The organism is Micromonospora sp. NPDC050417 (assembly GCF_044458865.1).
In the GTDB taxonomy this organism is placed as follows: Bacteria; Actinomycetota; Actinomycetes; order Mycobacteriales; family Micromonosporaceae; genus Micromonospora_G.
In genome coordinates, this window is record NZ_JBITIH010000008.1 from 29,246 (window position 1) to 51,312 (window position 22,067).

Below are 22,067 nucleotides of genomic sequence, written 5' to 3' on the forward strand. Positions count from 1 at the left end.
GTCTGCTGATGGTCGACGACGGGCAGGCCGCCTGGCGGGAGGAGCACCGCCGCGCGGTCGAGGTACGCGCCGAGGCGGACCGTCAGCGCCGGGCCCGGGAGACCGGGCAGGCACGGGAGCTGGTCGCCGCTTTCGTCCGCGAGGCCGAGCGGCGTGAGCTGCCGCCCTCCCCGCTGAGTGCGCTCGCCCCCGGTGGCGCCCGCTACCGGACCGGCCTGGTCGGCTGGTACGTCGACGTCAACCGCACCCGGGCGGTCAGCACCTCCGGTGACTTCTATCTGCTCACCGTGCCGGCGAGCTGGCGCGGACGGTTGACCGGCGTCACCGTCACACCGCAGGAGCCTCGGCTGGTGGTCGGCGAGGGTGGGCGGGACGGCGAGTCGATGCCCCTGGCCCACCTGCTCGACCGCCGGCTCGCCGCGGGTCCGCGCTGGAGTTGACCGGGCAACCACCCCTCACCAGGGGTGAGCGTTCCGTCACATCTGATCGCCGGGCGTGGCCGTCTCGGCGGCCCGTCCGGCCGCCGCCTCGGCCCGGCGCAGCGCCAGCGTCTCCCGCATCCGGCGTCGGGCCGCGCGCCATCGCAGCTCATCACGGCTCAGACGGACTGCAACGGCGCTCTGTGGCTCTCCTACCAACATGGGGATACGGTAGGGAGCCGGGTGTGAAGGATCGACGAAGAAGGCGTTGCCTTGCGGTACGCCGAACCGGACGACCGGCGCCATACAGCTTCCGTATGTGGCCTTAACGACTCCTTCACCGGCGACGGGTTGAATCCGTCCGGCCGCTACCCGTTCCACGGATGAGGAGTCATGGGCGCGAGGATCCTGGTTGCCGAGGATGACCGTAAGCAGGCGAATCTGGTTCGGATCTACCTCGAACGGGAGGGACACAGCGTCCTGCTGGTCGGCGACGGCCGGGCCGCGTTGGACCAGGTCCGCGCCCGCCGGCCCGATCTGGTGGTGCTCGACGTGATGATGCCGATCGTCGACGGTCTCGACGTGTGTCGGGTCCTGCGGGCGGAATCGGACCTGCCGATCCTGCTGCTCACCGCCCGTACCACCGAGGACGACATCCTGCTCGGGCTCGACCTCGGAGCCGACGACTACCTGACCAAGCCGTACAGCCCACGGGAGCTGGCCGCCCGGGTCCGGGCCCTGCTGCGCCGGGCGGGTGTGGTGAGCGCGGGCAACCAGGCGGTGCTCACCGTCGGCGAACTGGAGATCGACGCGGGCCGGTTCGAGGTGCGGATCGCCGGTCGGCCGATCACGCTCACCGCGAAGGAATTCGGCATCCTGGAGGTGCTGGCCAGCGAACCGGGGCGGGCGTTCACCCGCGCACAGATCATTGACCGGGCCTTCGGTTTCGACCACTACGTGCTGGAACGCACGGTCGACGTACACGTGATGAACCTGCGCCGCAAGATCGAGCCCGACGCGGCCGACCCCCGGTACGTGCAGACCGTCTTCGGTCGCGGCTACCGCCTGGCCGACCTGGGTGCCGCCCCGGCGCCGACGGTCCCGGCGACCAGTTCGCCGTGAGCTTCCGGTTCCGGGTGCTCGGCCTGGTCATGTTCGTCGCGCTCAGCGCGACCTGCGCGACCGCCTGGCTGACACTGCGCCAGGCCCGGGAGCAGCTCACCGCCTCGGCCAGCGCCAGCCAGGAACAGGTCGACATGATCAGTTCCGAACTGAAGGCGTACGGCAGCCGGCAGGGCACCTGGGAAGGCGTCGCCGGCCTTGTCCGGCGGCTGCACCAGGACACCGGTCAACGGATCCACCTGGAGAGCGACCTCGGGGTGCTGGTGGATACCGACACCGAGACAAACCCGGATCGTGCCTTCCGGCCGCTCGGCCCGCTGACCGCGGTGGTCAACCCGAGGCCGACGCTATCCCTGGCGGGCACGGAGACCGACCCGGCGGGAATCACCGTCAAGGCGATCGAAAACTACCGATCGGGTGTGCTGCTCGCCGCCTGTCTGACCCGCCGGGGCCTGGACGTGGTCAGTACCGGCGGCGCGCTCGGGGTGCCGAGCTTCGAACCCGGGCCGGACATCGAGAGCGCCGACTGGGACAGCGTCGACGCCTGTCGGGTCGGCACCGCCGAGGCGGGGCGGAACCTCAGCACGGACGTCGACCGGACCACGCGCTGCGTCAAGTCGGATGGTGCCGACAATCCGGACGGCGCTCCGGCGCTGCCGGTCCTACCCGGGCGGGGCCCGGTCAGCCAACCCGGCCTTGGCTTCGCCGATCCTCGGCTCCGCAACGGCGTCTCGCCGACCACCACCGCGGCCTCGGTCCCGGACGCGACGATCGCCTGCCTGACCCAGGTGTTCAACCTCCAGATCAACGATGTGGCACCGCAGCCGGTGCGGCTCTATCTCGGCGCGCAGAGCGATCCGGGGGCGGCACTGACCACCGGCCCGGTGCTCGCCGGGGTCGCCGGGGTGGCGGGAATCGCGGTCCTCTGTACGGCACTGCTGAGTCACCGGGTGATCCGACCGATCGGCCGACTCACCGACGCCGCACAGCGGCTCGGCCGGGGCGACCTCTCCGGGCGAGTTCCGGTCAAGGGCCGCGACGAGTTGGCCAAACTGGGGCGCTCGTTCAACCAGATGGCCGATTCGCTGCAACGTGGCGAGGAGCGGCAGCGCCGGCTGGTGGCCGACGTAGCCCACGAGTTGCGCAGCCCGTTGGCGAATCTGCGCGGCTATCTGGAGGCGCTGAAGGACGGAGTGATCAAACCGGACCCGGAGTTGTTCGCCTCCCTGCACGAGGAGGCGGTGCTCCAGCAACGGATCGTCGACGACCTGCAGGAACTGGCTCTGGCCGAGGCGGGGACGTTGGCGTACCACCGGGTCCCGGTCGACCTGGCCGAGTTGCTGGAGACCTGTCAGACCGCCCATCGGGCGCTGGCCGAATCGGCCCGGGTCAGGCTCCGGGTGGTCGCCGAACCGGTGGTCGTGCACGCGGACCCGGACCGGTTGCGCCAGGTGGTCGGAAACCTGATCACCAACGCGCTGCGGGCCACCGCCGCTGGCGGCAACCTCACGCTGTACGCGTCCCGGGCCGGAGCCGACGCGTTGGTCCGTGTCTCCGACGACGGCTCCGGGATCGCTCCGGACGCGCTTCCGCACGTCTTCGACCGGTTCTGGCGGGCGGACTCGGCCCGGGGACGTGGCACCGGCGGTAGTGGACTCGGTCTCGCCATCACCCGGCAGATCGTCACGGACCACGGCGGCACCATCACCGTTGCCAGCGAACTCGGCGTCGGTACGACCTTCAGCATCGTCCTGCCCGCTTCTCCGGTTGAATAAAGCAAACGACTTTTTGCGACTCGGCCGCTTGGTAAAGTGCTTTTCGCGAGTTGAGTCCGCTTTGTCGATGTTCGGTCGAACAGCGTCCCACCCGGGGCGAGGATCGCCGTCCGGTTTCTCCCCGTCCACTCCCGTACCCGTGACGTACCACCACGGGCACGGGAGTCGGCACGAACCGAACCGGCCGACCAAAGTGGATCCGAGATATCCGGGCCGGGTCTACCGCCGGGATCAGGAGACGGCGATGACCAAATCCACGGAGTTGACCTCCACCGAATCGTGGGACCAGTTGTGGACCCAGCCCCAGCCCGGCCGGATTACCGGCCAGGTCAAGCAACGACTGAGGACGACCCGGACCTGGCACCAACTGCTGTCCGACCTGCTCGACAGCACCGGCCGCGGCCCCGGCCAGCCGGTCGACGTACTCGAACTCGGCTGCGCTCCCGGAAGCATGCTGATGCTGCTGCACCAACTCCGACCCACCCACACCTACCACGGGATCGACTTCGCACCCGAGGGCCTGAAGACCGCCCGACGACTACTGGCGGCCGGCGGCATCCCCGCCACCCTGCACCTGGGCGACGTCCGTACGGCCGAGCTACCCCCGGTCGACCTTGTCGTCTCGTTCGGACTGGTGGAACACTTCGACGACCCGGCCGAGATCGTCGCGCACCACCGGCGGTTCCTCCGACCCGGCGGCGTCGTCGCGGTGACCGTCCCGAACTACTCCCACCCGGCGCTGGTCGCGCTCCTGCGGCGATTCAGTCCGGACACACTCGCCACCCACAACCTGAGGGTCATGTCGGAGGAGTCGTTACGCGCGGCGTGCACCACGGCCGGGCTGGTCGACATCCGCACCGGCGTGAGCGGCGGGCCGACGATGCCGAACTCGCGGGTCCGACGCGACCTCTCCGGCACCTCGTACCGGCTGGCCGCCCGAACCTGGAACGTCTGCAGCGACCTGCTGCTGCCCGAAGGCTGGCCCTGGCCGGCGACCATCTGGGCCACCGGCGTCCGAGCCGGATGACCCTCCCCGGTCACGCGGCGACAGCCGCGCCCCCCACCGGCATCCCGGCACCGACCGGGAGCCCCGCCACCCGCCGGACCGGCGGAGTCCTCGGCCAGATCACCTGGAGCCTGCTCGGCATCCTCGTCGCCGCCCTGGCACAGTGGCTGGTCATCGTGGTGCTCGCCCGCTACGGAAACCCAGCCATGGTCGGTCAGTACGCCCTCGGGCTCGCCGTGGCGGCACCGGTCACGCTCGTCGCCGGACTCGCCCTGCGAACCGTCCAGGTGACCGACGCGGATTCGCGCTTCAGCTTCGACGACTACCTACGGCTGCGCCTGCTCGGCATGACCGTCGCCACGGTGGTGGTCGCCGTCGTCGCCGCCCTCGTCGGCCCGTCCGGTGCCGTCGTCGTGCTACTCGTCGGCGTCGCCAAGGCGCTGGACGGCATCGGCGACATCTACCTCGGACTCTTCCAACGACACGGCCGGATGAAGAGCATCAGCCTGTCGATGATCGTGAACGGGGTCGCCACCGTACTCGCGGTCAGCATCCTGCTCATGCTGACCGGAAGCGTGGCGTGGGCGGTGGTGGGTTCGGTCGCGGGCTCCGCCCTCGGCGCGGTCGTCTACTGCGTGGTCACCACCCGGTCGCTGCGCCCCGACCCCGTGAGCTGGTCGACGACGAGCAGACGCCTGATCGCACTGGCGACGCTCGCGCTTCCGCTCGGTGTCGCCTCCGGACTCGCCTCGTTCACCGTCAACCTGCCCCGCTACCTCGTCGGGCACCAACTGGGTACGGCCGCGCTCGGCATCTTCGCCGCCATCGGGTACGTCGTCCTCGCCGCCAACGCCGTCTTCGCGGCGGTCGCCCAGACCATGCTGCCCCGGATGTCCCAGCTCTACGCGAGCAACCAGGTCGCCGCCCTCACCCGGCTGATCAACCGACTCGTCCTGGTCACGCTCCTGCTCGGCGCGCTCGCCGTCGGCGCCGCCGCGATCGGCGGACGGCCCGCCCTCCACCTGGTGTACGGGGCACCCTACGCCCGGCACGCCTCGGTGCTGACCCTGCTCACCGTCGTCGCCGCGCTCAGCGGAGCGGTCTTCATCGTCGGCACCGCCCTCTCCGCACTGCACCGGTTCGGCAACCAGTTCACCGCGAGCGTCGCCACCCTGCTGCTCACCGCGCTCGCCGGTGCCCTGCTCATCCCCCGCTACGGACTCGACGGAGCCGCCTGGACCGTCGTGCTGACGGTTGCCGGAGACGGCACACTCAAGGCGCTCATGCTGCGCCGAGCCCTGAGGGGACGGTCGTGGACCTGAACAACACCACCGTGATCTGGATCAGTGTCGCCGGTGCGATCGCGGTGCCCATCCTGATGCTGCTACGGTCCGGGCGCCGGGACGTGCTGCCGTACCTGGCCGGCTACTTCGCCTTCTTCGGCCTCGGTCCGGCGGTCAACTTCGCCCTCGGCCGGGACATCTACTACGGGATCGTGACCGACCGGATCGCCGCCGCCTCGTTCGGCCTGCTGCTGGGGCTGCTCAGCATGCTCCTGGTGGGTGTGCTCCTCCCGGTCCGCCGGGGGGCGCTGGACCGGACCCGACTCGACGGCTCCGCACACCCCCTCCCCCTGCTGGCGCCCCTGCTGCTGGGCCTGGCGGGTTACGCGTTGACGATCCTGGCGTGGCACGGGCCGGCGATGCTCACCGGCAACAAACTCGACCGGATCACCCTCGCCGGGCCCTGGCACTACGACTATCTGCTGCTACAGACCATGGCCTGTTCGCTCTACTTCGCCGCCCGGTCCACCCGGTTCGGCACCATCGCGTACGCGACGAACATCGCCTGTTACGTCGTCTACTGCCTGGTCACCAACGAGCGCGACTTCCTCTTCGCGCTCTTCGCCGTCCTGCTGCACGTACAGATCTTCCGGCGGCGGGCCATGTCGCTGCGGCTGGCGCTGATCGGTGGCACCGGCATCCTCGTCGCCACCTATCTGGCCAGCATCCGCAGCCCCGGGGTCGGGGCGGGCACCACCCGACTCCTGAACGAGGGAACGGTCACCTTCCCGGACACGTACGTGATGAACCTGGTGCCCGTCCAGATGCCGTACCGGTACGGCGAAACGTACTGGGACGCCCTGCTCGGTGTCCTGCCCGTCGGGCAGCAGTACGCGCTGGCGCAGTGGCTCGTCGACCTCTACGCCCCCGGCTCCCCCGGCGGCTACGGCTTCTCGCTGACCGCGGAGGCGTACCTCAACTTCGGCATGGCCGGCATCCCGCTGGTCTTCGCTGCCCTCACCCTCATGCAGAGGCTCCTCGCCCGCCGGGCGGACCACGGCGGCTTCTACCTCTACGCGAGCATGCTCTTCACCATCACCTGGATGTACAACTTCCGGGGCGAGAGCTTCGCCCTGGTGAAGACGCTGGTGTACGGCGCCGTGCTCTACGGCGGACTGCACCTCTCCGGAACCCTGCTCACGCGTTACCGGAGGGTTTCCCGGCCGAGGGTCACCCCGGTCCGGAAGGGGCCCCGCCACCGGCGGGCGCCCGCGCTGCGCTGAGCCGGCTGGCGCCACCGGGGTCGGTCAGCGGTGGAAACCGCCGACGAAAGATCAGAATGTGGAAGCGCGGCCAGGTCGGTACGGGCGTGCGCGGGCCCGCCTCCCCTGGGCCGGAGGCCGACCTTCCGCCGCGGACCGGAGAACGCCAACAGCACCACCACGGCGAGCGGGACGAACCGGCCGAGCAGGAAGACGACGATGTTGTCCAGGTCGCTGCTGAGCACCAACACGGTGGCGACCCCGAGCGCCGGGGCAAGCAGTTTGGGCACCAGGTCAGGCTGGTCCCGGGCCCGTCGGTAGAACCGCCGCGACCAGCGCACGAGCAGCGCGAGCGGAACGAAGGAAAGCACCGCGCCGGCCACACCGAAGTTGAGCATCGCCTCGCCCGCGATGCCGTAGATCCGGGTGGCCCACTGTCCTCGGTCCCGGTCGTAGCTGCCCGGCCCGAGCAGCACCTCGGTGCCGATGACGAGCTTGGTGGTCGGACGCTCGGGCAGCAGCCAGCCCGGCACCAGCAGGGTGACCGCGCCGAGGTACGTGACGCCGTACCCCAGGTCTCCCTCGCCCTGCCGTTTGCGTTCCAGCAGCACGGCCTGCATGTCGGCCCGAGCGAGGTCGTTGAGCAACACTTTCGGCAGGTCCCGCCCCGTTTCCGAGGAGAGTTCCTCGATGCTGCGGTCACCGCGTGCGACGTCGACCACCTCGATCCCGGCGCTCTTGTAGAGGCCGTAGAGGTACATGAAGAGGACGAAGATCAGGGCGCAGAGCAGCAGGGCCTTGCGGGAGATGGTGAAGACGAGCAGGTGGACCAGGATCAGCGCGAGCAGCATCGGCCAGACGGTGTTGCTCCGGCTGCCCCGGAGCCCGCCGACCAGGAACTGGACCAGCGCCAGGGAGATCAGCAGCCACACCACCAGGAAGCGTCGCCGGGCCAGTGCCTCCCGCCACCGGACCAGCACCAGTGCGAAGGCGATCAACGGGAACGACTCGGCGAGCATGAGCAACCAGCCCATGCCGCTGAGCGCCTCGCGGTCCTGGGTCATCACCGCGAGGAAGCCGCTCAACCCGCCGAACATCACGATCTCGACCCCGAAGGCCAGCACCCCGGCGCCCACGGCGAGTCCGCCGACCAGGTAGAACCGGGAAACGTTCAGCTCCCCGGACCACGCGCTGTGCCGACCGCGTACGGGGAACGACAGCAGCCACCGGTAGACCAGCAGGCCGACCATGTTCACGATCGCCATCGCGCCGAGCGCGTCACGCCAGTCGGTCGGTGGACTGACGAACAGTCCCCAGTGGTCCAGCGTCACGTGCAGAATCGGGGCCAGGTAGAAGAAGTGCAGTCCGAGCACGCCAAGCAGGGCCTGCGGGTCGAAGAGGTCGATCCGCCGTCGGAGCCAGGAGACCACGTCGAGGGCGATCAGGACCCCGCAGACGGTCACCGGCAGGACGAACCAGTGCTGGAGCCGGGCGTCGAGGGCGACCAGCACCAGGCTGACCGCCGAGACGGGCGCGGCGGCCAGCGCCCAGCCCAGGGTGTCCGCCTCGGCTCGGCCCGCCCGCCGTCGCCCGGAGAGGCGGTTGCGGCGGCCGGCACCAACCGGGCGGGGTGAGGACACCGTACCCGCCGCGACAGCCCCGTCAGCCCCGTCGGTTTCGACCGCGTCGACCGGTCCGACCGCCTCGACCGACCCGGTCGGGTCAGCCGGGTCGACAGGTCCGACCGCCTCGACGGGATCAGCGTGATCCACAGGGTCGATCGTCGGGCTGGCAGCACTCGGCTGCTCCGCCCTCATCGCCCACCCACCGTCCAGAGTTCCCGCCAGCGTGCGACCGCGCTCTGTAGCAGGAACGGCGATCGGTGCAGGCTGTCCCGGATCTCGTTGCGCGCGACGGGACCGAGCTGGATCTGCGCCACCACCGCCTCGGCCCATCGGTGTGGCCCGTCGGCGAGCGACAACAGGGCGAGCCCGCGTACCTGGGGTTCGACCTCACGCAGACAGGGCAGGTCGGTCGCGACGACCGGAACCCCGGCGGCCAGTGCCTCCAACACCACCCCCGGCAGCCCTTCCCGGCGGGAGGGAAGCAGCAGCACGTCGGTCGCGGCCAGCACAGAGGCGATCTCGTCGGTCTCGCCGGCGAGCACGACCATGGGGTCGTCGACGATCTCCGGATGTGCTCCCACCAGGTCGTCGGCACCGCCGGGGCCGACCACGAACAGGCGCGCGTCGGGCCACCGGGAGCGGACGGCACGGTGCACCTGCACCAGGTACGGACGGTTCTTCTCCGGTGACGAACGCCCGAGGTACGCCAGCACCGGCACGTCGGTCGGCAACTGCCAGCGTGACCGGGCCTCGGCCCGCTCCCAACCGCCCACCCGGCTCGGGTTCACACTGTTGTAGAGCACCTGGTAGCGGGCGTCTCCGGGGGTCGGACCGGCGAGCCGTAGCGCCGCAGCGGTCACCCCGACCACGTTGGTGGCGACCCGGCGCAGCAGCCAGCGCAGCACCGACCGGCGCAGTCGACGGCGCCGGGTGTCGGGGCGGCCGTCGCCCTCGCTCCACATCCGGGCGATCCGCACCGGCACCCCGGCGAGCCGGGCCACCAGCAGGATCACCGCGCTGGTCAGGCTGACGTGCGAGACGACCACGTCCGGGCGGAGTTCACGCAGCCGGCGCCAGAGCCGGGGACCGAACGTACGCAGGGGACTGACCGGACACTGCTCCACCCGGGCGCCGGTCTGACGGAACTCCCCGGCCAGGGTTCCCTCCCGCCCGTTGAGGGTGACGAAGATCTGTTCGACCTCCGTCGACGGGACGGAGCGGCACACGTCGAGCGAGACCGTCTCGGCTCCGCCCCGGTCCAACCAGCCGATCACGTGCACCACCCGGACGACCTGCTCCGCCGCTGGGCGGGCGCGCTGGCTGGCGATCGATCCGCCAGTGTCGCCTCGGGCATCGCCCTGTCGGGTCGACGAACTCGTCACACGCGCCTCCCTGCTGGTACACGGCGTGCGGCGGCATCCCGCACCGTACGGTAGAAGTCGTCGCGGCGCGGACGCAGCGAGGCGACCGAGTAGTCGTGCGCCCGGGCGAGGTTGCGGGCCGAGGCGGCGGTGAGCCGGGCCGGGTCGGCGAGGAAACGCCGGATCGCGGCGGCGAGCGCGAACGGGTCGTTCGGCCGCACCATGTCCTGCATCGGGAGCAGTTCCGGGATACCACCGACGTTCGAGCCGAGCGCGGGCAGGCCGCGCGCCATTGCCTCGATCAGCACCCGGGGCAGCCCTTCGGTACGCGACGGCACCACCACCAGGTCCGCGGCGTCGAGGTGTTGGCGTACGGCCGGGCCGGCGGGAACCGTGCCGACGAAGGTGACCCGGTCGGCGAGTCCCGCCTCGACCACGAGCCGTTCCAACTGTGGTCGGAAACGCCCGTCGCCGAGGTGCACCAGCCGGGGTGCCTCGCCGTCGGCGGCGATCCGGGCCAGCGCCTCGATCAGGGTGTCGATGCCCTTGTAGAGCTGGTCCAGCGAACCGACCGAGACCAGTGTGCCGGGCCGGGGCGCCTGGTCGATCCGTCGGGGCGCGGGGACGAACGCCTCCGCCGGTAGGTCCACGCTGGAGTAGGCGACGCTGAGCGCGTCCGGCCGGCTCGGGTAACGGGACTGGAGGTGGCGTTCGGTGACGTACGCGACCGCACCGGCGGAGCGGCACAGGTGACGCAGCCGGGTGGTTCCCCACTGGCGCAGGAACGGACGCAACGGGTGCTCGACCACACCGGGGGCGAAGACGTCGTACGGGTCGCCGACGACCTCGACCGCGTACGGCAGCCGTTGCCGCTCCCGCCATCCGGCCAGCATCGCGCCGGTCGGTGACGGGACGCGCAGGATGACCGCGTCGGTGGGTTGTGCCGCCGCGCGTACCGCCTGACGGATGGAGCGCCAGCTCGCGAGGTACTGCCGGGGGCCGACGTAGTGCGGCAACGGCCAGAGTTCGACTCCGGGGCCGTCGACCCGGTGGGCGTTGCCGGCGGGCGTGTCGACGTGCCGGAGCCGGGCCACCACCCGGACCGTGTCGAAGGCGGCGAGGTAGCGGCTGAAGAACGGGTACGCCGGGCCGTCCTGGGTCCAGACCGAGCCGTCCGGGGCACGGGAGAACCGGGTCTCGGTGGTCACCACGACCCTCATCGCGTACGCACCCCGGCCGCGGTCCGCTCCACGATGTCCGCGATCCGCTCGGCCGCCGGCCCGTGGTCGAAGAACGTGACCATCCGTTCGCGGGCGGCGTCGCCGCGCCGGGTCAGCTCACCCGCCTCGTAGTCGCGGTAGGCGGCGACCAGCGCGGCTTCCAGGGGCGCCACCTCACCGGCCGGTACGACCCAGCCGCTGGCCTCGTCGACCACCTCGGGCAGCCCACCGGCGTCGCTGACGATGCTCGGCAGCCCCATCGAGCCGGCCTCGACCGGGGCGCCGTGCCCCTCCGACAGCGACGGGCTGACGCTCAGGTCGGCCGCGTTGTAGTAGGGGCGCACCTCGGTCACCGACTCCAGCCAGGTCACGCTCGGGTCGGTGTCGACACCGAAGCGGTGGACGAGGTCCCGCCGGTGTGTCTCGCCGGCCGGGGAGAAGCCGCCGCCGATCAGTAGCAGGTGGGAGTTGGGGTGCCGGGCGTGGAAGGACTGCCACGCGGGGAGCAGCAGGTCGTGTCCCTTGATCCCCCGCCCGTTGTACGTCAGCCGCTTCGGCGCGTACACGTAGGCAACCATGATCACGATGAAGGCGTCCTGGGCGACTCCCAGCTCGGCCCGGATCTTGGCCCGCAGTTCCTCCGCCGTCGGCCCGTCCGACCCGGACTCGGCCGCGTGGTCGCGTTCCGCCCCGGTACGCCGCTTCGCCACATGCCGCTGCTGCGCGACGTAACGGCGCCGGCTGAAGTGTCCGGTGTCGATCCCGGGCGTGGTTGCCGGGCGGCGTTGCGGCGGTGCCCCGAGCGCGCCGTACTGGCGGGAGGTGTATTCGGTGCCGCAGATGACCACGTCGTCGGCGCGCCAGAGCCAACGTTCGACGGTACGGATGAGCCGAGACTCAAGGAAGAGCGGTCCGACGACCACGTGCACCCGGCCGAGCCGCAGGCCCACCGAGCTGAACCGAGCGGCGAGGGCGGAGGCGTACAGGTGGTATTTCAGGATGTCCAGGCGCAGGTCGCGCAGGAGCCGGCGGAGGCGCCAGAGACCGCGCAGGGTGGCGAGGTTCGGCCGGAAGCGGAAGTCGAACGGCGACTCGACCACCTCGAAGCCGCGCCGGGTCAGCTCCGTCGGCAGCGGCCCCGGACCCGGCGGCAGCACCACCATCACCTGGTGTCCCCGGCGGCGGAGTTCTTCGACCTGCGGAAGCATCCACCGCCCGCTCTGCCGGTGCTTGAACAGGATGGCTATGCGCAGTCCTGCCACTGTCTGTCCTCTCCTACTGGGACCGGGCGTGTCTTGCCGGGACCAGGACGGGGGCCGCCCCGGTCGGTTGCCGGTCAGGCCCGCGCGGGGTCGAGGTGCCGGGCCGGGTGGTCCTGGCTCGGCGGCATCGCTGGTGCGGGGACGGCGCCGCAGACCCGTTCGACGTACTCGGCGGCGTCCGGTCCGGCATCGAACTCCGGGCGCAGAATCGCGACCCGGATCAGGTCGTGCCAGGTGCCCCGGCGGAAGACCGCTTCCCGGTCTCGGCCCTCGATCTGCCAACCACAGCGGCGTACGTAGGCACCGAGGCTGGCCGCGTTGAAGTCGAGCACGGTGCTGTGCAGGCGACGGAGCCCCACCTCGTAGAAGCTCCAGGCCATGGTCAGCATGATCGAGTCGGTGCCGGCGCCCTTGGGCGTGGCGCCGGGCATGAGCTTGACCGCGGTGAGGGCGGACTGGTTGTGCCAGTCGATCTCCCACAGCCCGGTCATGCCCACCGGTTCTCCGCTGACCCGGTCGACCACGGTAAGCCGGCGGTTGTGTGGGTCGCGGGAGGCGCTGGCGAACCAGTCCCGCTGCGCGTCCCGCGCCACCGGCCAGTCCCAGCCCACCACGTGGCTGCGGACCTGCGGCGCGTTGGCCAGGTCCGCGAAGAAGTCGAGATCGTCGGCCTGCATCGGGCGCAGGCCGACCAGTCGGCCGGTCAGCATCTTTCTCCTCTCGGGACCGACACCGGTCCGGGCGGGGCGGGGTCCGGCACGACCTCGGCGCCGGGCGGGTGCAGTGCGCGCACCAGCTCCGCCACCCGGGCCATGTCCGACCCGCGAAAGCGGTGGTCGGTGTGCAGGAAGAGCATCCGACGTGAGTAGCGGACCTGGTCGTCGTTCTCGTCCGGCTCGACGAGTCGCCAGAGCACCGCCGGGTAGACGGAGCGTTCGATCAGGCCGTGCCGTACCGCCTCGCGGGACCGGTGCGAGCCGAACTCCAGCACGACCCCGAGGGGCCAGGCGCGGGCGGTCAGCCCCGGTAGTCCGGCCAGACCGGCGGCGAGCAGCGCGGCGTTCTCGATCCGGCGCAGGCGGAGCCGGTCGACCGGGAGCGCGTGCAGGGCCTGCCGGGAGAACTCGGAAATGCCGCTGACGTCGGCCGTCCGCAACAGGTCCTCGCCAGCCGCGTAGCGGGCCAGGTAACGCTGCTTGTCCAGTGGGGCACCGGCCAGGTAGGCGGCCTTGAGACACATCGCGGCCAGCACCCGGTCGACCACCGCCAGGTGACGGGCGGTCGGCGGGCCGGCGGACGGCAGGGGCCGACCGCTGTCCGACCAGAGTGCCCCGCCGTCGGGCAGCGGCAACGTCTTGCGCAGCGAGGCGAAGACGTAGTCCGCCCGCAGCGAGGGCAACCAGGGCGCCCGGGGATCATGGGTGACGTCGACGATCAGGGTCGCGCCGGCCGGTGCCGGCACCACCGGCGGCGCACCGAAGTACGAGACCAGCACCACCGCGTCGGTGGGCGCGACGACCGGCGGCACCCCGCCGTCCGGGCCGGCCGGGTACCGCCGGACCGGCAGCACGTCGGTGACCGCGTCGGTCACCTCGTCGCAGTAGTACGTGGGCAGGTGCAGGGCAGTCCAGCCGTACTCCCGCCGGCCGAACTCGACCAGTGCGCGCAGCGCCTGCCGGCCCGAGCCGAAGAGTTCCCCGTACGGGGGCGCCGCCGGTGGTGGTGGGCCGGCCCACTCCGCCCCGGTGGCCTGGTGGAGGGGGAAGCTGGAGCCGACCTCCCAGCGGGAGGCGACCGGCGACGGCTGGAGGTCGGTCATCGCGTCAGCTCCGGCCGAGCCGGTAGCCGGGGAAGTACCCGGATGCGCGGAGTTCCTCGACGGTGCGGCCGAGGTTGCGGGCGTGGGTGTCGAGCAGGGCCGCGTACCGCCCGGGGTCGAGCACCACCGCCCCGGTCCAGAACGGCGTCCGGATGCCGCCGAAGGAGCGCTTGAACTGGAACAGCCCGTCGTCGGCGCGGACTCCACCGCCGAGGTGGACGAGCGTGCAGCCGTTCTCCGAGGCCCACTCCAGGATGGTCCAGAGCAGCAGGTTGTTGGCGCCTTCCCGGACGCTGCGGGGGTCGGAGCCGGCGAGGTGGTAGTGGGCCCGCTCGCGGTGGCGCAGGACGAGCGCGGCGGCGACCACCGTGCCGGCGGGGTCGCGTACCTCGGCGATCAGCAGCGCCTTGCCGAGGCCGTCCACCAGCGTCCGGTAGTACGCCTCGGGGAAGTGGTAACCGGGGGCGCTGCCGACCCGGTGCATGGTCTGCTCGTACAGCTTGCGGAAGGGTGACCCGGCGGCGACGTCGTCTGTGCCGGCGGCCCGGATGCCTCCCTCCAGGCCGGTGTTGCGGGCCTTGCGGATCGCGGTACGCGACCGGCCCTCCATCCCGGCCCAGATCGCCGTGCTTCCCTGGTCGACCGGGACGGTGATGGTGTCGGCGCGGCGGGTGAGGTCGATCGTGCCGAGGTGGCGTGCGGCGTCGACCGAGTGGGGGTCCAGTGGGGAGAACCGGAGAAAGAGGGTGACCATGCCCTGGTCACGCCAGTGGTGGACGGCCTGGTCCCAGAACCGGGCGAGTTCGGCGGGTGTCGTGCCCCCGCCGACGTGGATTCCGGAGTAGCCGTACGGGCTGACCGCGTCGGATGCCCCGGTGCCGTCGTCGAGGCGGCGCACCACGTACGGCACCAGGATCCGGTGGGGCGAGTACGCGAGCTGCCAGGTGCCGGGTTCGGTGCTGGCGGCGGCCCGGCCGTAGCCTGCGGTGTGGTAGACGTCCGGGCATTCCGGATCGATCAGCGCCGCCGCGCTGTCGGCCCCGACCACGGCCAACTGTTCGGTCACCGCTGTGCCAGGAACTGCTCGATGGTGTGGAAGACCCTGGCTGTCTGGGTCTCGTCCAGGGCGGAGCCGCTGGGCAGGGTGAGTCCCTCGTCGAAGAGCCGCTGCGCGGCGCCGGTGAGGACGGCCCGCGACTGGCTGAAGATCGGCTGGAGGTGCATGGGCTTCCACACGGGTCGGGTCTCGATGTCTTCGGCGGCGAGGTGTTCGCCGAGTTCCCCTGCCCGCCAGCCGGCCTGTTCGGGGTCGACGACGATCGTGGTGAGCCAGCAGTTGGAGCCGCGGGAGCCGGCGGTGTCGGGTGCGATCCGGACCCCGGCGGCGCCGGGTCCGTCTTCCCTCGGGTCACCGAGCAGCCGTACGCCGGGCACGGCGGCGAAGAGTTTGGCGTAGCGTTCGCGCAGCTCCCGGCGGCGGGCGAGCATCTCGTCCAGGCGGCTGAGCTGGGCCCGGCCGAGAGCGGCGAGCAGGTTGCTGAGGCGGTAGTTGTAACCGACGTCCTGGTGTTCGTAGTGCGGCACGGGTTGCCGGGCCTGGGTGGCGAGGTAGCGGCTCTGGGCGATCAGCCCGGCGTCGTCGGAGACGAGCATGCCGCCACCGGAGGTGGTGATGATCTTGTTGCCGTTGAACGACAGTGCCGCGATCCGGCCGAACGATCCGGCCTGCCGCCCCCGGTAGGTCGAGCCGAGCGACTCGGCCGCGTCGGCCAGCACCGGCACCCGGGCGGCGGCGCAGACCGGCAGGATCTCGTCGTAGTCGGCGCAGGCGCCGAACATGTCCACCGGGATCACCGCGGCGACCCGCTGGCCGGCGACGCGCAGCCGGTGCAGCAGGTCGGCCAGGAGGGCGACGTCGATGTTGCCGGTGGCCGGGTCACAGTCGACGAAGACCGGTTCGGCACCGGTGTAGACGACCGCGTTGGCGGTGGCGACGAAGGTCAGCGTGGGCACCACCACCACCTGTCCGGGGCCGGCGCCGAGGGCGAGCAGCGCGAGGTGCAGCGCGGCGGTTCCGGAGCTGACCGCGACCGCGTGGGCCACGCCCACGCGGTCGGCCACCTCGCGCTCGAACGCGTCGACCTCGGGGCCGAGCGGCGCGACCCAGCCGGAGCGGAGCGCCCGGACCAGGTACGTCTCTTCCAGGCGCCCGACGTCGGGGGGCGAGAGGTAGATCCGGTTCACAGGCGCTGCCTCCGACCCAAACACTCCGAAAGTATCCAAAGGGTTTGTATCAGTTGAACCCACGCGTTGGGTGTGATTTGGCTATTCTGGTCAGATTCAATAATCTGCCCGAACAAGGCGGTACAGCATGGAGAACGCGGGAACGGGCACGCAGGTCGCGGCTGCTCGCCGACGATCTCCGGTGGCCTTCCTGACCGGGTCCAGCCTCGCCCAGTCGGCCAGCTACGCGGTCAGCGCGGTACTGGCCAGCACACTCCTCGGGCCACATCAACGTGGATTGATGGTGCTCGGCGTCACCACCGGCAGCATCGCCGGACTCCTCACCGGCCTCGGCACCGGTTCCGCCCTACGCTCTCGTCTGCCCGCCGTCAGCGGCACGCCGACCGGAGCGCGCCTGCTCGCGTCGTACACCTGGTGGTCGATCGTCTCCGTCGCCGCCGGGGGTGGGCTCGCCGTCCTGCTCTCCGTGCTCTCCGCCCCGCTGATCGACACCGGACTGAGCGAGCCTCCGTTCCTGCTCGCGGTCCTGGTGGTGACCACGGGGTACGTGGCACTGACCCAGTTCCCCGACGTCTGGTACGCCGCCGGCCGGTTCCGTGCCGGCAGCGGCTGGGCGGCGCTGGTCGCCGCCGGTGGCCTGGTCGGCGTACTCATCGGGGCCACACTCGACCGCTCGGCGTGGGCGTTGCTGCTCGCCCAGGGCACCGGCATGGTGGCGATCGCCGCCCTACAGGCGGCCAGGCTGCACGTCGTCGGGCTGGTGCCGCTCGCCGCACCCGGTCGCCGGGAACTCGCCGAACTGCTCCGCCACGGCTGCCGCGCCCTCGGCCTGACGATGGGGCTGGCCCTGGCACTGCGCGCCGACCGTTACGTGCTGGGCGCGGTGGCCGGCGCCGCCACGGTCGGCATCTACTCGGTCGCCGCCACGCTGAGCGAGGGCCCACGAGTGGTGCCGGCCGCGCTGGGCCAGATCGTCAACCGTGAGGTCGCGCTCGGCGCCGGGGTGGCGAGGGTGGTCCGGACCCGCCGCACGGCACTGCTCGCGGCGGCGGCGGCGAGCCTGCTGGTGGGGGTCGGCGGCTGGTTCCTGATCATCCCGATCTTCGGTACGGAGTTCGCCGACGCCCGCCCACTGCTGCTGGTCCTACTGCTCGCCGAGATCGCCTTCGCCCCGTTCGCGGTCGCCAGCCGGGGCCTGCTCGGCGGCGGCTGGATGACCACCGCCGGACTACTCGGCGCGGCGGGCAGTGTCGTGGCGCTGATCCTCTTCGCGATCACGATCCCGCTCTGGGGCGGGTACGGCGCCGCAATCGCCTGCGTGCTCACGTACGCCGGACTCTCGGTCGCCTCCTGGCGCCTGCTCCGCCCGCGACTCGTCGGCAACGTCGCCCCCGGTCGACGGAAGGCGACCTCGCCACCGATCCGGGTCTGAAAGAGGGTGGTGCGAAAGCTCAGGACTGGAGAGGCGACACGAACGGGGATCCGGCCTCGCCGGTCTCCAACGCATCGATCATGTCGGTCATCCAGTCGTTGTACTCCTCGTCCATATCAGCCTGAGCCACCTCCTCCACCGTCTCGGCCAGGTCGTCCGCCGACATCGCCCCGGCGAAGCGCCGGGTCGGTAGGCCGTCGCGGTAGACGACGATGGTGGGCAGCGCCCGCAGGTGATGGAGTTCGGCCAGGTCTTTCTGCTCGACCGCTTCGACCGTCCAGACCGGGCATTCCGGGTGCTCGGCGACAAACCTGTCGAGTTCCGGCTGAAACTCCTGACAAGCCCTGCTCCCGCTCCACCGGAAGACCAGTACGGCGAGCCCGGAGGAGAGAGCGGCGTTGTGTTCGCTGGTGGAGAGGGATCGCATCACGGCATGACTGACGTCTGACGGGTGGCACCAGTTCAGCCTCGACGCACGTCTAGGACATCTGCCACATTCTCGGCACCGGGACCGGGGCACCACCCCCACCCGCACGCCCGCGAGCACGGACACTCCCCCACGGACAGCGACGACACACGTTCACCCGAGTAGCCGATGAAACGCCTCCAAGCTGTTCGCACCGTACTTTGTAAACGGAGGACCACCAGGTGTGGTCCGGCGCCTCGTAGAGAAACGTGAACAGCGACGTGGGCATGGGTCGTTGTCCGGGTCGAGGGAAACACGATCGGGATCTGGGCGCTGATACCCGAGATGGTCATGCTGGGCCTCGGTACCGGGCTGGCGTTTCCCGCCCTCGTCGGATCAGTGCTCGCCGAGGTTCCCCGACTGGCGGCCGGGGCCGCGGCGGGAAGTCTGTCCACCGCGCAACAGTTCGCCAGCGCGGCTGGTGTGGCCGTCATCGGCTCGGTGTGCTTCGCGACGTTCGGAAGTCACCAGGGCCACCCGGAGATCTCCCGAGCGCTCACCACGGTCACTGTCATCCACCTGGTGTTGATGCTCGTCGTCACCGGGTTGTCGATTCTGCTCGTTCGACGTCCGAACAAGCGGATGCTCGCCCCGACCCCCTAGATCATCGTTGTGTCCCGGCACGACGGTGGAGATATCCCCTGGTCGCGATGGATTCGGACGGACATCGACGGGCCACCAGCCGGCCGACGGTCATCGTCTCGCCCCCGACCCCACTGGGCCGACCGGGGGAAGACCGCCGGTCGGGAATCTGGAAGCCGCGTGGGGGTGCTCACCGTCGAACTCGGCGGTGAGCACCCCCACGACCAATGGAACAACCGAATCACGGCCTACTGTAGAGCGGCGGGGAGTCGTCACATGAGGTCCGGGCAGCGCACCGCCGGCGGCGCCCGAGTAACGAACCACGCCCAACCGCTTCGCTTCCCGAGGACCGCACGACGACGGACCGACTGCGACAATCAGCGAATGACTGACAACGATCCAAGCGCCGAGCGCACCACCTCGGCCGCGAACTTCATCGAATGGAACTTCTCGCTCAAGGCGGAGAGTTCCCCGTGGTCGGTGGAGCAGGGAATGACACAGCTACTCGCCCACGAGAATGCTGAGGGCTTCGCCCGACCCCTGGCCGACGCGGTGCAGGCCGACGCCCAGGTCATTCACGAGTTGGGCACACGACGGACGCCCACGGCGCTGGCGGCGCTGCGGGCCTTCCAGGCGATGAGCACGATCGACACCCAACGCGAGCTCGCCCAGGCGAACGCCGACCTGCTCGCGAAAGAAGGACAACCCGAACCTCCCTGGTCCTCCACGATCGGTCGGGTGCGGGTCGACGGTTGCTGGTGGGCGCACGACCAGTTCGACGAGACCGCGCTCGTACTCTGCGCGTTCTCCTACGACGGAGACGACGAACACGCGATCCTGGCCCTGATCGACCGCACCCTCGGCGGTGGTCTGATCCGGGAGATCACCCTCAACGAGGACGTGGACATGCTGCGGGACTTCCTCGCCGACGCCCACGAGGACGGGGAGGACTTCGTCAACGAACCGCTCGACCCGGCGTACGCACGACGACTGATCGAGGACGCCATCGCCACCTCGGACGAGTTGCTCGACGACCGGCAGTACAGGCTCAGGGCGATGCCGAAGGCGTACCGGAAGATGCGCGCACTGACCCTCACCCGCACCCGCGCGTTGAGCGATGTCGCCGCGCCACCCGAGCCCTTTCCCACCACAGTGGAGATCGGGCTCCTGAAGCGGAACTTCCTCGCCTCCGACGCCGCGTCCGGACTCCCCGCGAACGACGCCACGGGTCAGGCCGTGGACCTGCTCGTCACGAGCTTCGTCGAAGAGGCGGGCTGCCACCCTCTTCATCTCGGCCCGCGCCGGATCGAAGCCGTCCTCGGCCTGCCGACCCTCTCACCCGACCACATCGAGAACCCCGACGTCGGGCAGATCCTCGCGGATGTGGCCGACGCATGGATCGCCTGGACCGCAGCGGAACGCGGACTCGACAGCGACGCCACCGCACGCCTCGAAGAGGCGGCAGACGAAGCTCGGGCACGACCCCGTTTCGCCGAAACCGAGGGCCACGAGACATCCTGATTTCCGACAGCCGTCCGATCGGGCATACTTTGCATAGAAGCTAATCGATGACCTAACGGGGTCACGATCGAGGAGACCGGTCATTGGACAGTGGTGCGCGTACCGGTAATCCGGGGCTGATGGTGGCGGGAACGATGGCGCGGTACGGCGGACACGTCCTCCGGGAACTGCTCACCCCTCGGCCGGCGACCACCCGGGCAGACATACCGGTACGGCCGAGCGACGTCACCGAGGAGTGGCTGACCTCCGTACTCTGCCCCGCCCACCCGGACGCGGCGGTCGAGTCGTACGAGCTGCGCGACGTCAGCAGCGGCACATCGACCCGGTGGCGGGGAACGGTGACGTACAACCGGGCCGGGCAGGAGGCGGGACTACCCACGGCGCTCTTCGCCAAGACCACGCTCGACTGGAGCCAACGGCTACTGCTCGGCATGGCCGACGTCCTCACCGGCGAGCCGGGCTTCTATCGGCACCTGCGGCCACACCTGGAAATCGAGGCCCCGCACGGTTACCACGGCTCGGCCGACCACGGATCGGGCCGCTCGATCGCACTCATGGAGGACATCGTCGCCACCCGACAGGTGACCTTCTGCACGCCGCAGACCCCGATCTCCCGCACCGACATGGAGGACCCGCTCACCGGCATGGCGACCTGGCACGGGCGGTACTGGGCCGACCCCGAGCTGGACCGGCACGCGTTCCTGCGCAAGACACCGTCGACGTTCGTCGACAACCTGGCCCGGTTCGCCCAACTCCGCAAACGCCAGATCCGTGCGTTGAGCGCCGCGATCCGGCCAGCGGTGGAGAGCGGGGCTACGGGCGGGAGGCGTACACGTAGTAGCGGACCCAGGGGCGCGGGTCGTCCGGGCGGGTGCGGATGGTGTAACCGGCGGCCCGGAGCAGGTCGGTGACCGGGGCGAAGGTTCGTTGCCACTGGTGGTCGGCGCCGTCGGCGTACGTGCCCTCGGAGAGGAAGTCGTGGCAGGAGACGACGACGTTCTCCACCAAGCTGAGCAGGTCGAACGACTTCTCCAACACCGGCAGTTCGGCACCCTCGATGTTCATTTTGAGCAGGTCGATCCGGTCCACCCCGAGCGACCAGATGATTTCGCCGAGGGTGCGTCCGGGCACCTCGACCCCCTCGGTCCCGTCCGTGGTCAGACCGTTGCGGATGTGGTCGACCTGGTCGTCGGAGAGGTAGACCGGACCGGGGTCGCCGACCACGGCACAATCCAGTGTGGTCACGTTCGGCAGCCGGTTCAGTTCGACGGTACGCCGCAGGCAGGCGAACGTACGCGGATGCGCCTCGATGCTCACCACCCGCCCGGCGGGGCCGACCAGGCGGGAGAGGAGCCGTACCTCGCTGCCGATACCGGCTCCGACGTCGAAGACGGTGTCGCCCGGTTGGGGCTGGTAGTCGAAGAGGAAGATGTCCTGCGCCGCCTGGTCCTGGGCACGGGCGGAGAGCCCGCCGAGGGTGGTGTTGACGACGATCCCGGTCGGATATCGGTGCACCCACTGGCCTTCCGCGTAACGGACCCGGCAGCGTGACTGGGAGCGGGCGGAGAGGAAGAGCGAACCGAGCCCGGCGACGACCCGCCGGTCGACCCGCTCGTCCAGGGTGTCGAAGAGGCGCTTCTTGAGGTTGGTCGCCATCGCGGTCTGGTC

The 22,067-nt window shown here is 70.6% G+C and carries 21 protein-coding genes; 10 read left to right on the forward strand and 11 right to left on the reverse strand.

What is annotated here, in order from left to right; translation table 11 throughout:
• Positions 1-8 precede the first annotated feature (8 nt).
• Positions 9-440, forward strand: a complete 432-nt coding sequence (locus ACIBF5_RS12435; RefSeq protein WP_396810904.1) for a hypothetical protein — start codon at positions 9-11, stop codon at positions 438-440.
• A gap of 36 nt (positions 441-476) precedes the next feature.
• On the opposite strand, the gene ACIBF5_RS12440 is transcribed toward ACIBF5_RS12435, so the two are convergent.
• Positions 477-641 (reverse strand): hypothetical protein, encoded by a 165-nt coding sequence (locus ACIBF5_RS12440; RefSeq protein ID WP_396810906.1) that lies wholly within the window; start codon positions 639-641, stop codon positions 477-479.
• Positions 642-812: 171 nt separating this feature from the next.
• On the opposite strand from ACIBF5_RS12440, the gene ACIBF5_RS12445 reads away from it, so the two are divergent.
• The 5 genes from ACIBF5_RS12445 to wzy all read left to right on the forward strand — a co-directional run bounded on the left by ACIBF5_RS12445 (position 813) and on the right by wzy (position 6,888).
• On the forward strand, positions 813-1,541 hold the full coding sequence (locus ACIBF5_RS12445) for a response regulator transcription factor (RefSeq protein ID WP_396810908.1): 729 nt from the start codon (positions 813-815) through the stop codon (positions 1,539-1,541).
• Positions 1,538-3,316 carry a sensor histidine kinase gene (locus ACIBF5_RS12450; RefSeq protein ID WP_396810909.1) on the forward strand — a complete coding sequence of 593 codons (1,779 nt, stop codon included), beginning with the start codon at positions 1,538-1,540 and terminating at the stop codon, positions 3,314-3,316. Before ACIBF5_RS12445 ends, ACIBF5_RS12450 begins: the two co-directional genes overlap by 4 nt.
• A gap of 244 nt (positions 3,317-3,560) precedes the next feature.
• Complete coding sequence (locus tag ACIBF5_RS12455; protein ID WP_396810911.1) at positions 3,561-4,343, forward strand: class I SAM-dependent methyltransferase; 783 nt, start codon at positions 3,561-3,563, stop codon at positions 4,341-4,343.
• Positions 4,340-5,644, forward strand: a complete 1,305-nt coding sequence (locus ACIBF5_RS12460) for an oligosaccharide flippase family protein (RefSeq protein ID WP_396810913.1) — start codon at positions 4,340-4,342, stop codon at positions 5,642-5,644. Before ACIBF5_RS12455 ends, ACIBF5_RS12460 begins: the two co-directional genes overlap by 4 nt.
• Entirely contained in the window at positions 5,635-6,888 is a 1,254-nt protein-coding gene (wzy, locus tag ACIBF5_RS12465; protein WP_396810914.1) for an O-antigen polysaccharide polymerase Wzy, read from the forward strand. The genes ACIBF5_RS12460 and wzy overlap by 10 nt, the downstream gene beginning before the upstream one ends.
• Here the strand turns inward: wzy and ACIBF5_RS12470 are convergent.
• From ACIBF5_RS12470 to ACIBF5_RS12505, 8 genes are all read right to left on the reverse strand, one after another.
• Entirely contained in the window at positions 6,810-8,639 is a 1,830-nt protein-coding gene (locus ACIBF5_RS12470) for a hypothetical protein (RefSeq protein ID WP_396810915.1), read from the reverse strand. The genes wzy and ACIBF5_RS12470 overlap by 79 nt on opposite strands.
• A 41-nt stretch (positions 8,640-8,680) precedes the next feature.
• Positions 8,681-9,874: a glycosyltransferase family 4 protein gene (locus ACIBF5_RS12475; protein ID WP_396810917.1), complete on the reverse strand. Its 1,194-nt coding sequence runs from the start codon at positions 9,872-9,874 to the stop codon at positions 8,681-8,683.
• Entirely contained in the window at positions 9,871-11,073 is a 1,203-nt protein-coding gene (locus ACIBF5_RS12480; RefSeq protein ID WP_396810919.1) for a glycosyltransferase, read from the reverse strand. Before ACIBF5_RS12480 ends, ACIBF5_RS12475 begins: the two co-directional genes overlap by 4 nt.
• Positions 11,070-12,335: a glycosyltransferase family 4 protein gene (locus ACIBF5_RS12485; RefSeq protein ID WP_396810921.1), complete on the reverse strand. Its 1,266-nt coding sequence runs from the start codon at positions 12,333-12,335 to the stop codon at positions 11,070-11,072. The genes ACIBF5_RS12480 and ACIBF5_RS12485 overlap by 4 nt, the downstream gene beginning before the upstream one ends.
• Positions 12,336-12,409: 74 nt before the next feature.
• Positions 12,410-13,045, reverse strand: coding sequence for a GNAT family N-acetyltransferase (locus ACIBF5_RS12490; protein WP_396810923.1), 636 nt, complete (start codon positions 13,043-13,045; stop codon positions 12,410-12,412).
• Positions 13,039-14,154: a hypothetical protein gene (locus ACIBF5_RS12495; RefSeq protein WP_396810925.1), complete on the reverse strand. Its 1,116-nt coding sequence runs from the start codon at positions 14,152-14,154 to the stop codon at positions 13,039-13,041. The genes ACIBF5_RS12490 and ACIBF5_RS12495 overlap by 7 nt, the downstream gene beginning before the upstream one ends.
• A 4-nt stretch (positions 14,155-14,158) precedes the next feature.
• On the reverse strand, positions 14,159-15,220 hold the full coding sequence (locus tag ACIBF5_RS12500) for a lipid II:glycine glycyltransferase FemX (protein WP_396810927.1): 1,062 nt from the start codon (positions 15,218-15,220) through the stop codon (positions 14,159-14,161).
• A complete protein-coding gene (locus ACIBF5_RS12505) occupies positions 15,217-16,389 on the reverse strand; it encodes an aminotransferase class I/II-fold pyridoxal phosphate-dependent enzyme (protein ID WP_396811289.1) in 1,173 nt (390 codons plus the stop codon). The genes ACIBF5_RS12500 and ACIBF5_RS12505 overlap by 4 nt, the downstream gene beginning before the upstream one ends.
• A gap of 136 nt (positions 16,390-16,525) precedes the next feature.
• Here ACIBF5_RS12505 and ACIBF5_RS12510 point away from each other — a divergent pair, with 136 nt between their 5' ends.
• A complete protein-coding gene (locus ACIBF5_RS12510; RefSeq protein ID WP_396810929.1) occupies positions 16,526-17,830 on the forward strand; it encodes a lipopolysaccharide biosynthesis protein in 1,305 nt (434 codons plus the stop codon).
• Positions 17,831-17,849: 19 nt separating this feature from the next.
• Here the strand turns inward: ACIBF5_RS12510 and ACIBF5_RS12515 are convergent, their stop codons facing one another.
• The gene (locus ACIBF5_RS12515) at positions 17,850-18,257 is read right to left on the reverse strand and encodes a thioredoxin family protein (protein ID WP_396810931.1); all 408 of its coding nucleotides are present in this window, start codon (positions 18,255-18,257) and stop codon (positions 17,850-17,852) included.
• Between the two features lie 330 nt (positions 18,258-18,587).
• Here ACIBF5_RS12515 and ACIBF5_RS12520 point away from each other — a divergent pair, with 330 nt between their 5' ends.
• From ACIBF5_RS12520 to ACIBF5_RS12530, 3 genes are all read left to right on the forward strand, one after another.
• The gene (locus tag ACIBF5_RS12520) at positions 18,588-18,899 is read left to right on the forward strand and encodes a hypothetical protein (protein WP_396810933.1); all 312 of its coding nucleotides are present in this window, start codon (positions 18,588-18,590) and stop codon (positions 18,897-18,899) included.
• Positions 18,900-19,262: 363 nt separating this feature from the next.
• Positions 19,263-20,399: a hypothetical protein gene (locus tag ACIBF5_RS12525; protein ID WP_396810935.1), complete on the forward strand. Its 1,137-nt coding sequence runs from the start codon at positions 19,263-19,265 to the stop codon at positions 20,397-20,399.
• Between the two features lie 83 nt (positions 20,400-20,482).
• Positions 20,483-21,310 (forward strand): hypothetical protein, encoded by an 828-nt coding sequence (locus ACIBF5_RS12530; protein WP_396810937.1) that lies wholly within the window; start codon positions 20,483-20,485, stop codon positions 21,308-21,310.
• On the opposite strand, the gene ACIBF5_RS12535 is transcribed toward ACIBF5_RS12530, so the two are convergent.
• Positions 21,213-22,055: an FkbM family methyltransferase gene (locus ACIBF5_RS12535; RefSeq protein WP_396810939.1), complete on the reverse strand. Its 843-nt coding sequence runs from the start codon at positions 22,053-22,055 to the stop codon at positions 21,213-21,215. The two genes, ACIBF5_RS12530 and ACIBF5_RS12535, sit on opposite strands and share 98 nt — an antisense overlap.
• Between the last annotated feature and the right edge of the window lie 12 nt (positions 22,056-22,067).

Bases quoted from the DNA above. Each gene is read 5' to 3' on its own strand.
- ACIBF5_RS12515 (WP_396810931.1), bottom strand. From the start codon at position 18,257: ATGCGATCCCTCTCCACCAGCGAACACAACGCCGCTCTCTCCTCCGGG.
- ACIBF5_RS12510 (WP_396810929.1), top strand. From the start codon at position 16,526: ATGGAGAACGCGGGAACGGGCACGCAGGTCGCGGCTGCTCGCCGACGA.
- ACIBF5_RS12480 (WP_396810919.1), bottom strand. From the start codon at position 11,073: ATGAGGGTCGTGGTGACCACCGAGACCCGGTTCTCCCGTGCCCCGGAC.
- ACIBF5_RS12455 (WP_396810911.1), top strand. From the start codon at position 3,561: ATGACCAAATCCACGGAGTTGACCTCCACCGAATCGTGGGACCAGTTG.
- ACIBF5_RS12520 (WP_396810933.1), top strand. From the start codon at position 18,588: ATGCTGGGCCTCGGTACCGGGCTGGCGTTTCCCGCCCTCGTCGGATCA.
- ACIBF5_RS12490 (WP_396810923.1), bottom strand. From the start codon at position 13,045: ATGCTGACCGGCCGACTGGTCGGCCTGCGCCCGATGCAGGCCGACGAT.
- ACIBF5_RS12460 (WP_396810913.1), top strand. From the start codon at position 4,340: ATGACCCTCCCCGGTCACGCGGCGACAGCCGCGCCCCCCACCGGCATC.
- ACIBF5_RS12440 (WP_396810906.1), bottom strand. From the start codon at position 641: ATGTTGGTAGGAGAGCCACAGAGCGCCGTTGCAGTCCGTCTGAGCCGT.
- ACIBF5_RS12435 (WP_396810904.1), top strand. From the start codon at position 9: ATGGTCGACGACGGGCAGGCCGCCTGGCGGGAGGAGCACCGCCGCGCG.
- ACIBF5_RS12445 (WP_396810908.1), top strand. From the start codon at position 813: ATGGGCGCGAGGATCCTGGTTGCCGAGGATGACCGTAAGCAGGCGAAT.
- ACIBF5_RS12525 (WP_396810935.1), top strand. From the start codon at position 19,263: ATGACTGACAACGATCCAAGCGCCGAGCGCACCACCTCGGCCGCGAAC.
- ACIBF5_RS12495 (WP_396810925.1), bottom strand. From the start codon at position 14,154: ATGACCGACCTCCAGCCGTCGCCGGTCGCCTCCCGCTGGGAGGTCGGC.
- ACIBF5_RS12535 (WP_396810939.1), bottom strand. From the start codon at position 22,055: ATGGCGACCAACCTCAAGAAGCGCCTCTTCGACACCCTGGACGAGCGG.